This window comes from Bacillus sp. JJ1521, assembly GCF_036965165.1.
Lineage (GTDB): Bacteria > Bacillota > Bacilli > Bacillales > Bacillaceae_L > Ferdinandcohnia.
In genome coordinates this window covers 1-11,284 of record NZ_JBALOX010000075.1, presented here as the reverse complement: position 1 = coordinate 11,284, position 11,284 = coordinate 1, and the positions used below count along the sequence as shown (strand labels likewise).

Annotated in this window: 12 protein-coding genes and 1 pseudogene; 4 read left to right on the top strand and 9 right to left on the bottom strand. The window is 39.7% G+C overall.

Annotated features, from left to right (window positions below):
* Positions 1-107: 107 nt before the first annotated feature.
* On the bottom strand, positions 108-839 hold the full coding sequence (locus V7147_RS12385) for a Crp/Fnr family transcriptional regulator (protein ID WP_335368171.1): 732 nt from the start codon (positions 837-839) through the stop codon (positions 108-110).
* A 306-nt stretch (positions 840-1,145) separates the two neighbouring features.
* Here V7147_RS12385 and V7147_RS12380 point away from each other — a divergent pair, with 306 nt between their 5' ends.
* Entirely contained in the window at positions 1,146-1,577 is a 432-nt protein-coding gene (locus V7147_RS12380) for a GAF domain-containing protein (protein WP_335368170.1), read from the top strand.
* 29 nt (positions 1,578-1,606) lie between these two features.
* Here V7147_RS12380 and V7147_RS12375 read toward each other — a convergent pair.
* From V7147_RS12375 to V7147_RS12340, 8 genes and pseudogenes are all read right to left on the bottom strand, one after another.
* A pseudogene (locus V7147_RS12375) lies at positions 1,607-3,101 on the bottom strand (nitrate/nitrite transporter).
* A complete protein-coding gene (locus V7147_RS12370) occupies positions 3,094-3,381 on the bottom strand; it encodes a hypothetical protein (RefSeq protein WP_335368169.1) in 288 nt (95 codons plus the stop codon). Before V7147_RS12370 ends, V7147_RS12375 begins: the two are co-directional and overlap by 8 nt.
* The gene (locus V7147_RS12365; protein WP_335368168.1) at positions 3,368-3,679 is read right to left on the bottom strand and encodes a hypothetical protein; all 312 of its coding nucleotides are present in this window, start codon (positions 3,677-3,679) and stop codon (positions 3,368-3,370) included. The genes V7147_RS12370 and V7147_RS12365 overlap by 14 nt, the downstream gene beginning before the upstream one ends.
* A gap of 7 nt (positions 3,680-3,686) precedes the next feature.
* Complete coding sequence (locus V7147_RS12360) at positions 3,687-3,872, bottom strand: hypothetical protein (protein WP_335368167.1); 186 nt, start codon at positions 3,870-3,872, stop codon at positions 3,687-3,689.
* Positions 3,862-4,389, bottom strand: coding sequence for a Rieske (2Fe-2S) protein (locus V7147_RS12355; protein ID WP_335368166.1), 528 nt, complete (start codon positions 4,387-4,389; stop codon positions 3,862-3,864). The genes V7147_RS12360 and V7147_RS12355 overlap by 11 nt, the downstream gene beginning before the upstream one ends.
* A gap of 25 nt (positions 4,390-4,414) precedes the next feature.
* Positions 4,415-4,972, bottom strand: a complete 558-nt coding sequence (locus V7147_RS12350; RefSeq protein WP_335368165.1) for a 4Fe-4S dicluster domain-containing protein — start codon at positions 4,970-4,972, stop codon at positions 4,415-4,417.
* Entirely contained in the window at positions 4,973-7,162 is a 2,190-nt protein-coding gene (locus tag V7147_RS12345) for a molybdopterin oxidoreductase family protein (RefSeq protein ID WP_335368164.1), read from the bottom strand.
* Positions 7,149-8,234: a hypothetical protein gene (locus V7147_RS12340; RefSeq protein WP_335368163.1), complete on the bottom strand. Its 1,086-nt coding sequence runs from the start codon at positions 8,232-8,234 to the stop codon at positions 7,149-7,151. Before V7147_RS12340 ends, V7147_RS12345 begins: the two co-directional genes overlap by 14 nt.
* 179 nt (positions 8,235-8,413) lie before the next feature.
* On the opposite strand from V7147_RS12340, the gene V7147_RS12335 reads away from it, so the two are divergent.
* From V7147_RS12335 to V7147_RS12325, 3 genes are all read left to right on the top strand, one after another.
* Positions 8,414-9,067 carry a response regulator transcription factor gene (locus V7147_RS12335; protein WP_335368162.1) on the top strand — a complete coding sequence of 218 codons (654 nt, stop codon included), beginning with the start codon at positions 8,414-8,416 and terminating at the stop codon, positions 9,065-9,067.
* The gene (locus V7147_RS12330) at positions 9,060-10,166 is read left to right on the top strand and encodes a PAS domain-containing sensor histidine kinase (RefSeq protein WP_335368161.1); all 1,107 of its coding nucleotides are present in this window, start codon (positions 9,060-9,062) and stop codon (positions 10,164-10,166) included. The genes V7147_RS12335 and V7147_RS12330 overlap by 8 nt, the downstream gene beginning before the upstream one ends.
* Before the next feature lie 109 nt (positions 10,167-10,275).
* Positions 10,276-11,181 carry a nuclease-related domain-containing protein gene (locus V7147_RS12325; RefSeq protein ID WP_335368160.1) on the top strand — a complete coding sequence of 302 codons (906 nt, stop codon included), beginning with the start codon at positions 10,276-10,278 and terminating at the stop codon, positions 11,179-11,181.
* Positions 11,182-11,284: the final 103 nt, after the last annotated feature.

Here is an 11,284-nt window from a genome sequence, read left to right as displayed (position 1 = left end):
TGTGGGCCTAAAAATCGGGCGCAAATACGCTAAGGCACATTTGAACAAATAAGCGCATGGATTCGGGGATTGGTTGCCGGATCCACGCGCTTTCTTATTATAATAAATTAATGCACGCCACCTGAAAACTCACTAATCTCATATAAACGATCCATTCGGTAAATTACAATCTTATGGTCATACATTTCAACAATTCCTTCCCGCTTCCAGCCGTTTAAAAGACGATTGACACTTTCACGGGTAGTGCCTATGAAATCACCTAAATCTTTGTTCGTTAACTCGATTCCAATGAGGATTCCATCCTTGCATTTGACACCATGTGTTGTGGTTAATTTGATTAATGTCGATGCAAGTGCACCTTGTTTATCAAGGAATAGGAAATCGTATAATTTGTTTTGCATAATGCGCTGTGTCCAACCAACCCAGCCCATGAACTCAACTGCAAAATTGCCGAATTGGTATAATAATTTTTTCAAATCATTGATATGAATAATGCCGATCTCAGCTGCGTCTTCTACATCTGCGCGGTAATTATAGTAAAGTTTTTCAGTGAAGCCGCCAAATTCTCCAATTAAACTTCCTTTTTCTTTAATGGATAATAAGATGTCTTTCCCTCGTTCTGAGGATGCACGAAGTTTCACTCGCCCAGAGATCATATAGTACATTTTTTCAGCTTCCTCACCATCCCAAAAAAGATGAGTTCCTGCTGCTACTTTTCGAATACGCATAATGCTTTGTAATTTATTTAAATTTTCTTCAGATAGAAATTGAACAATGCTTTCATTAACTGACTCAATGTGAGGAATCTCGCTATTTAGTTTCTGTACAATCATTGCCATTTTGAATCCCCCCGCTATGACTTTATACTATAATCATACGGCGAATAGCGAAAACAGGGTATCGGGGGAATTCCTGAACTTTCCCACGAAATTCCCCTATTTAATTTCCAGTGTTTTCCCCCTAGCCATGCATCCTCCCTAGGAATCTCCCCTAAATCAGGTCTAAATATCATCTTTTTAAGCAATAAAGATAAGGGAATTCCCTGACATACAATCACGTTAAAAAGATTTACAATAGATAAGAAGATAAAAATAATTAACGTTTCAAATAAAGAATTCACCAACAGTGGTCGAGGAGAGATTCTCATGGAAGCGATACAAGTGGAAATTGAACAAAAACTTCATGATTTGTGTACGAACACCTCAAGTGATTTCTCTGCGATTGCACATGTTGATCAAGGAAATCAGACAATCCGCTGGGAATATGCACATGGATTTACAAATAACCGCTTTAAAAATATGGTGATTAGACCCGGCAAAGGGTTATCGGGCTCTGTTGTCCGTTTTGGCACAACCATGATTTTGGATATTGGGACACCAGATCGACAGCGTACTCGACTCCAATACCCGATCATGCTTGCCGAAAACCTAGTTTCAGCTGTTGCAGTTCCTATTCATATGAATGGTAAGGTGACTGCAGTCCTACTGATCGGCTCTCGCACGGAAGTAAAATACACAACAGAACAAATAGAGTTCCTAAAAAGAGTTGCTGAAGATTTTTCTACAATAAGAAAATGAATCCCACGAAAGGATTCATTTTTTTTATTTTAACCTTCTTTAACTTGTTTTCCTGTCATATCACTCAGCATACCGGCGTATTGCACGATATCCCCGGAATCATTTTTAATTGCACTGATTGTTAACCATTGCAGGTAATTTGATCCGTCCTTGCGCTTATTCCAAATCTGTCCTTGCCAGAAGCCTTCTGTTTCAATCCTTCTCCAAAGATCGCCGTAAAATTCCTCCGATTGTCTACCAGATTTTAAGACGTTTGGTTTCTTGCCAATAATTTCTTCCTCCGTAAAACCAGTAATGGTTGTAAAAGCTGGATTTACAGAAATAATTTTTCCATGCAAATCAGTAACCATGATTCCTTCTGCCGTATGATCGATAACCTGTTTTGCCAGTTCCATTCTTCCGTGAAAATACATCCATACCACAAGAATTAAGCTTGCTAATGCCACTTCAGATAAGGCCATAAATCCAATCGCATAGTGCCCGTTGACATGATAGAGAATTCCCAAGAGAATAGGCGGGAAGAATCCTCCTAGCCCTCCGATTGCAGAAACAATACCGTNNTTGCTTTTGGAAATACATCGGTACTAATTTAAAAATAACCCCATTTCCCATTCCAGCACAGAAAGCAATTGTTAAGCAACCGATTGTGTACCATCCGATTGATGGAGCAAACGATAAAATCATCGCAGACACGGTATAACAGCCGAACACAAACATTAATAGTTTGAGAGAATGGAAACGGTCAGCTAGCCATCCGCCAACTGGACGCATCAAAGTCGCAAGCACGATAAATCCTGCCGTCCTTACCCCTGCATCTACCTTATCTAAACCAAAGTTCTCCACTAAGAAGTTAGGCAAATAGATTGTAAAAGCTACAAAAGATCCAAATGTAATAAAGTAGAATAAACTTAACAACCAGAGTTTTTCATTTTTATAGACACCCTTGATTTGTTCCATCAACGGGGTTTGAACCTTTACTTCCTTTTTATCTCCTAAAAAGAAGTTTCCTACAATAAAAATCGCAAGAATAATTAAATATAACTGAACTGTTGAAGACCAGCCAATTTTTGTTGCGATTACAGGTGCTGCGAACGTTGAAATCGCGGTTCCAAGGTTACCTGCACCATAGATTCCATTAACAAATCCGTGTTTTTCCTTCGGATAATATTTTGGCAGCGATGTAACCCCAACTGAGAAAACCGCTCCCCCGATCCCAAGGAAGAGTCCACCGACTAAGAGGTCCGCTACCGAATTCGCTATACTAATATAGTAAACTGGAAATAATAATAAGATAAAACTAAGTACAAAGATTTTTCTTGCCCCAAATTGGTTTGCGTAATATCCAAGTGGAATCCTTAAAATGGATCCAAGGATAACAGGGACAGCAGTGACCAATGCCAGTTGGTTCTCAGGGATTGCAATATCCTCTTTCATAAACGGTAAAAGGGATGAAATAAGTACCCAGATCATAAAACCGGCTATAAGGTTTAATGTTTGTAAGGGAAGTTGGATTTTTCTAACCATGTTGTTCACTTCCTTTTTTTATCACATAGGTTAATCCCGCTTGCTGGTCAAATGCCGACCAAATTTCGTCGCTTATGGCTATTTCTGCTGTTAAAGGGACAGCAAAAAACTGGAGTCGATCAAAATAGATACGGAGATGAGTCCCATCTGGACAAAGCTCCGTTTTAATAATTTCCTTTTTCACAAATGGGGCTTTATCCTCCCCGTTTTCATCCAATATAGAAACTACTACGTTTCCTAAAATAAACGTTTCTAAGCTTTTGATTTCAGTTAACTCCACAGCTGCTGCACCCTTTCTTAGCAGGATAAATGAACATTTTATAGCCTTGAAGATAGGACCAAAAGGTACGTTCCGCATGTGTTTCGATATATTCAATCGCTTCTTCCTCTGTTTGCCATCTACTCATGCCCTTCACTTCAGCGATAACAATTTCAATACCTTCTTCGGTCTTTTCTTCTAAATACCAATTCAACCGTACTCCCTTAAAAAGCTTTTTTAAGAGTTCGTCTACTTCAACTGTAAAATTTCCGGTTGCATCTCTTATAAAACAAAAATCAAGATAGGTTTCACTGTTCATGTATATGTCACGCCTTTTTCAACTTTTTATAGACAACCCACGCGACCGGGAACAACACGATGTTTAAGCCGCAAAAGATGAGCGTATTTACATAGTTTTCAGAAAAATATTGGTGAACCATTTTTTGTGTAAAAATGATATTTAAAAACAAGATGACAGATAGGATAAAGACGCCTAGGTAACTACGCTTCATAACGCTTCACCCTTACTGCATAAACTGCACCGTTCTCAACCTTCACCTGGATTTCTGGTAATGGACGTCGAGGCGGGCCTGCTGTCGGTGCTCCAGTTTCTACATCAAATTTCCCGTGGTGGCATGGACAAACCATTTCTCCATCCTTCTTCACCCAAAATACAGGACAGCGAAGATGGGTACATGCATTTTGATAAGCTACATATTTGTTGTCGGAAAGCCTAATTAAAATCGCATCATCATGGTCACCTGGGAATGTAAAATTAGTAGAATCCCCAACAGCCAACTTACTTACGTCGATTATTTTTTTATGGGGATATTCTTTTTCACCAAGCCCCATTAATTCCTTTGCTGCCACAGCACCCCATGGCAAAGACGAAATCGCAAACACCCCTGCAGCCCCAACCAATGTCTTCATGAAGCCACGGCGGTCAAGGCTTCGTTCACTATTGCGGTTAATATTATGCGTGTAATTATCCTCATTAAATGGGATTTTATTGTTTTTATCAGACGGCATTCCCTTCACTCCTTAGCGGATGTTTCTAAAATAACTTTTCAATGCCCTGTAAAATACCAGGTAAATTAATTTTTACGTTTGTTTCTCCTTCAAGCGGCATGCTTGTAACCCATTTTCCGTTATCAAGATTGTATCGCTTTTTCTTATTTTCGATTTCCTCATCTGTCAACCATTGAATGGTGTTTGATGGACAAACACTTGCACACATTGGAGGAATGCCATCCTTTGAGCGATCGATACAAAGGTCACATTTGTACATTAAGTTCTGTTCTTCATCGAATTTTGGAATTCCATATGGACAAGCAATTGTACAGTTTTGACAGCCAATACATTTTTCAACGAGCGCAGATAACACCGCACCTGACTCATGGATTTGAATCGCTTGTGCCGGACAACTTCTTGCGCACGCTGGATTTACACAATGAAGGCACATAAGAGGCATTGTCTGCCTGTTCACAAGCGGATTAACATCATACACATAGTTTCGGTTCCGCTCTTCATGGCCTCCGCACTGTGTACAAGCCGCAAGACAAGAGCGGCAACCAATACAGTTTTCAAGTTCTAAATACAGCCTCTTTTGCATTTACTTCACCTTCTTTGCAACTAGTTTTTCAATCTGGGCAGCGCACGTTTTAAACTCCGGCATTCTTGAGATTGGATCAAGTGCACCGATTGTCAATAGATTAATAGATTTTTCATGACCCCAGTGGTAAGGAACAAACACTGTGTCCTTCCGAATGGCCTCTGTAATTTTCACTTTATACGTTGCTTCTCCTCTACGAGTATAGAGACGGACAGATTCATCGTGTTCAATATTGTATTTTGCAGCTGTCTCCGTATGAACTTCTACATATGGTTCTGGGCACATATCATGAAGGAATTGAATTCTTCTCGTTTGATTCCCTGATAAATAATGATAGACGACCCTACCGTTTGTTAAGCGTAATGGGTACTCTTCATCGGGTTCTTCCGCAGATGGTCTGTATGGCATGGCGAAAATTTTTGCCTTTCCATCCGGATGATTGAATTTCTTATCTAAAAATAAACGTGGTGTTCCGGGATCATCTTCATCTTTACAAGGCCAGAACACGCCGTCTTGTTTGTCGATCTTTTCCCATGTTACTCCATAGTAATCAGCCGTTCCGCCTTTTGAGGCGACACGTAGTTCATTAAAGATATCTTCAGCAGTTTTTAAATGAGAGAAATATTTGCCTCGTCCCATTCGCTTCGCAATTTCCACCTGAATTTCCCAGTCTGGTTTCGATTCCCCTATAGGCATTTGGGCACGATTAATCTTGATTATCCGTCCTTCAACATTCGTTGTTGTCCCTTCATCCTCTGCCCAAGTTGTTGTAGGAAGCACAACATCAGCATACTCAGCGGATTCTGAAAGATAGAAGTCAACACAGACCATGAAATCTAAGTTTTTCAACTGCTTCCGAACATAGTTCTGATCCGGCGCAGAAACGGCAGGATTTGAACACAAAAGGTATAAAGCACGAATGGTCTTTTGTTCCATTAAACCAAACATTTCAAAAGCGGATACACCTTCTTTTGGCATTTCTTCTGGCTCAATTCCCCACACCTTTGATACATACTTCACGTGTTCGGGATTAGCAATTTTACGATATCCAGGTAAAGCATCGGCTTTTTGTCCATGCTCCCGTCCGCCTTGACCGTTTCCTTGCCCAGTAATTGTCGCAACACCTGATTTTGCACGACCAATTTTCCCGGTAACGAGTGCCATGTTCGTATAGGCTGAAACATTTTCTACCCCTTTAATTTGTTGCTCAATACCACGTGCAAACATGACAATTGCATTTGGAGCCTTCCCGTACAACTCTGCCGCACGAATAATTTTTTCAGGGGCTACACCTGTAATTGAACTCGTATATTCTGGTGTGAATTGTTTAACGAGTTCTTTTGTTTCTTCAAAGCCATTTGTATGATTTCTAATAAATTCATCATCTGTATAGCCATTTTGAATAAGTAAATTTAATATCCCGTTTGCAAGCGCAAGGTCGGTGCCAGCTCTTAAATCAAGATGGAGATCCGCTCTTCTTGCAACAGGTGTTTCTCTTGGATCTGCAACAATCACATAACCGCCTCGTTCTTGAATGGCCCAAACTCTGAACATCATCGTCGGATGGCATTCAGCTGTATTGCTGCCAGCAAGAAAAATACAGTCCGTTTCATGTACATCCGTCCACGGAATGGTCGAACCTCTGTCTATACCCAATGAGCGATTTAACCCGCCTGCTGCACTTGCCATACAGAATCGTCCATTATAATCAATATAGCGTGTTTGCAATCCAACACGAGCAAATTTCCCGGTTAAATAACACTTTTCATTTGTCATTGAAACCCCGCTATACACTGAAAGTGAGTCTTTTCCATAATTTTCCTTAAGCTTGGTGAATTTCTTTACGATTAGATCGTAAGCTTCATCCCAACTTGCTTCCCTAAATCCATTTTTCGTCCCTTTAAGTGATTGATCATCACGAATGAGAGGTTTCAGTATCCGATCTTTATGGTTAACTTGTTGATAGGCAGTCACTCCTTTTGGGCACATCTTTCCAAGCGTGACCGGCCAATCATATCGTGGCTCTACTCCTATAATTTCGTTCGTTTTTGTATTAACTCTTAAGTTCATCCCGCACTGCATCGCACAATAGCTACAGTGCGTTTTAACTAACTTTTCATTTGGATGATTTAAGTTTTCAACCTCTTTAAAAAATTGATCTCTTTCGTTCCTAAAATTAACCTTTTGCATTTTGATTTGCCTCCTTGACTTTTACCTCGTGGGTCGGGAAGCCGGAAAATTGTGCAATCCGGTATTTTCTACGACATGGAAGACACATTTCTGCTAAATGATGGCCTTCACTTGTTTTAAAATGAATATCGTTCACATCAAGTACATTGATGACATCTTGAGATTGTTCAACAGAAACAAAGCCCCCTCCACAAACCTTACATTGCTTTGTTTCTTTTTCGGCATAATGCTCACGGTAGTTTCTCGCCAACACACTCATTGGACGGAATGGAATATGCGCAAGCTTTCCGAATGGCAGGTAAATCAATGTGATAATCACTGACCATTGATGAATCAAGGACATCATTGGCTGCCCTGCACCATGTAAGAAAATGTTCATAAAGGTTAAAAGTAAACCGGTAATACTCACGAATAACAGCATATAAAGAGGCATCAAATCATAGATAAATTTTTGCTCCGCTTTTGCTTGAAAGTTTTTCACACGACGGTAAAGTGCCATACAAACCCCGGTGATAACCATGACAGCCGTAATATTTAATGCATTATAGGAAAGATTTGCGATGATTCCGTCCGCTGGAACAGTCATTAGTTTGATCCCCATCGCAATGATGTTGTAATAGCCGTTGTCATCCATTGTGAAGTACATCCAACCGAAGACAAGCGGAAATGTAACAAAACAAGATAGGATACAACCCCAACCGATTAAAATATGTTGAGTCCATCGGTAAATTCCCCTATTCCAGATGAAATTGTATGTACCTAAATGCTCAACTGATGTTTTTGGTGTTGATTTTCGAAAGATTAGTTTTAAGCCTTTTTTAATGATGATTTTAGTAGGTGGCCTCTCTCCCCATGCAATGAAGCGATAAAAGAATCCCCCAATAAAAACAATGGTTCCAACCATATAGCCATAAAGATTTAAATCAACATGTGTAAACATTCTTGTTCCGATAAAAGATAAAATAACCAGCCCTAACACTGATAAAAACATGGACTTGGCAAACTTTGAAGCAAATGCATTGTTATAAGCCGGTGACTGCTTCTTTTGGACTGCAGCAGCTCTTGCCTGCATACGAACTCCTCCTCAATCGATTAACTTATACTCATTGTAGAAGAACTGTGATTTAAAACATATCAGGGAACCCCCCTATCTTTGATAGAAAATCCCCTTATTTGTAACAATTTCTTGAACTCAAAATCGGTTAGCGAACATGGTATAATAAGAATATTGTGGATATGGGGAGGATTATTGTGGTGAAACTACTGATTGTTGACGACCATGCCGTTGTTCGTTCAGGGCTGATGATGCTGTTGAACGGTAAAAATAATATAGAGGTCATTGGGGAAGCATCTGAAGGTGATGAAGCCATAAAAAAAGCAAAGGAGTTAAACCCTGACGTAGTGCTCATGGATTTAAGCATGCCACACGGAAAAGATGGGTTAACTGCAACGCAGGAGCTTCATGAACTTATGCCAAATATAGCAATTTTGATTTTAACAATGCATGATGATGAGGAATACTTATTCAGAGCAATCCAAGCCGGAGCATCTGGTTATATTTTAAAAAATGCTCCACACGAGGATTTGCTAGGGGCAATTGAGTCTGTTTCTTCAGGCAATGCTTACTTAACACCTTCTGCAACAAAGGTGTTAATGAGTGGCTATCTAGATCGTGTCAAAAATGGGGATAATGCAGATTCCTTTGCTGTGCTGTCTGAGCGTGAAAAAGAGGTACTTGAATGGATTGCAAAGGGATATTCCAATAAAGAAATCGCGGAGCATCTTGTAATTAGTGTAAAAACGGTTGAATCTCATAAAAGTAATTTGATGGAAAAACTCGGTTTGAAAACACGGCCTGAACTGGTGAAATATGCAATGAAGAAAGGATTGCTACATTTTGAATAAAATTGATCGACTCAAACACCAATCAGAAATTGGCGGTCCCAGCGTTGTTACCCTCCTTGCTGAGCTAGAAAAGCATATTGGAGATTCGAAGTTTCGCGAGGATGTTGAAAAATCATTGCGGCATCTTGCAGATTTAACATTTGCACTGGATGAATCATCGATAGTGGCGATCACTGATCGTCAAGGAAAAATTCAATACATTAATAACAAGTTTTGTGAAATCTCGAAGTATTCGAAGGCAGAGTTAATTGGACAAGACCACCGTATCATTAATTCCGGTCACCATGACAAGGAATTTTGGAAGGAAATGTGGCGTACGATTGGATCTGGCCATGTCTGGAAGGGCGAAATTAAAAACAAAGCGAAGGACGGTTCCTTTTACTGGGTCGATACAACAATTGTTCCAATTTTATCTGATAATGGACGTCCTAATCAATATTTAGCTGTTCGTCACGAGGTCACCGCTTTAAAGGAAACGCAAGAAGAGTTAAAAAATATGATGACGCGGGTCATCAGTATCCAAGAAGAAGAACGGAAACGTTTTTCGCGTGAACTTCATGATGGAATTGGACAAAGTATGTTTTCGTTATTGATTCAGCTTGATCAATTGCTTAGTGAAAAACCGGATGAGCGTCTTGGACGCATACGCCAGGATGTTTCTTTTATGATGGAGGATATTCGCAGTCTAGCTTGGGAGCTTCGCCCTTCGGTTCTGGACGATCTAGGGGTTGTGCCAGCTCTTCGAAAGTATATCGAAAATTACTCCCAGCATTACGGAATTCATGTGGAGTTTGAATGTACATTAAAGTCGCGCCTTGATATCCATAAGGAAACAACGATTTATCGCGTGGTCCAAGAGGCGTTAACGAATATCGCAAAATACGCAAATGTGTCTGATGCGGTTGTTAAGATTCATGAAGGAGAGTCTGACGTTGACGTTGAAGTAATTGACAACGGTCAAGGCTTTACTAGTGAAGTAAAAGGAAACGGCGTCGGTCTTTTCAGTATGGAAGAACGTGCCCGAGGCATAGGCGGAACCATTACATTGGAGTCTGAGGTCGGGAAAGGGACTACGTTAAAGTTGGTAGTGCAGAAATAAATTGGTTGAGAGGCCTGCTTTGTTGCAGGTCTTTTTCTGTTAAATTCCCCTTTGAATCTACTAAATTTTCAAATATAATGGACCTGAATACTAGAAAAGGATGTGGAATATGATTTTTAAAACTCGGACCAAATCGGACGAATTAATTACTCTTGAAATTTTAAACAAGCGATCAGAGCTATCAAGCAAGGACAAACAGTACTTTATTAATCAGAAAAAAGGGTACGAAGGAGAATTATTATTTGATTCTTTAACAGAAAAACTTCAATGCGAATGCTTAGTGTTAAATGATTTATTACTCGAGATAAACAACACCACCTTCCAAATTGATACCACTATTTTTATCGATGGGAAAATTAATTTTTACGAAGTGAAAAACTTTGAAAGTGACTACTTTTATGAGTCGAATAAACTATTCAAGAAGCCCAAACATGAAGTGACCAATCCCCTCCTCCAATTAAGTAGAAGCGAAACTTTGTTAAATCAGTTACTTCGCAACCACCGATGTCAACTCCCAATCGTTGCTTCTGTTGTTTTTATCAATCCCACTTTCACCCTTTACCAAGCACCCCTTAATTTACAAGCTATTTTACCGACACAAATTAATAATTACATGGGGACATTGGATGCTAATCCCTCAAAAATAAATGAAAAGCAGAAAAGGATCGCTGATCTATTAGTGTCGTTACACATCACCAAATCCCCTTATTCTAAGATTCCGAGTTATCGTTTCGATGATTTACGAAAAGGGACTACTTGTAAAGTCTGCGAGTCATTTTCTGTTGTAATTGAAGGCAGGACATGCATTTGTAAAAAGTGTGGGCATAAAGAGTTGGTTGGGGATGCTGTACTAAGAGCTGTTAAGGAATTTATGATACTTTTTCCGGATCAAAGGATTACGACTAATGTTATTTATGAGTGGTGTCAGCTGGTACCATCAAAAAAGTGGATTCGGCAAATACTTGCGAGAAATTATAGCATTGTAGGGGTTCATCAGTGGGCTTACTTTGAATAAAATCAATTAGTCACAATTCTAAATGATACTTTTTAATTGTTAGTCCTTCATCCTACTGGATGAAGGACTTTTAATGCTAGTTCCAGCTCCGTTCGGGACTTCA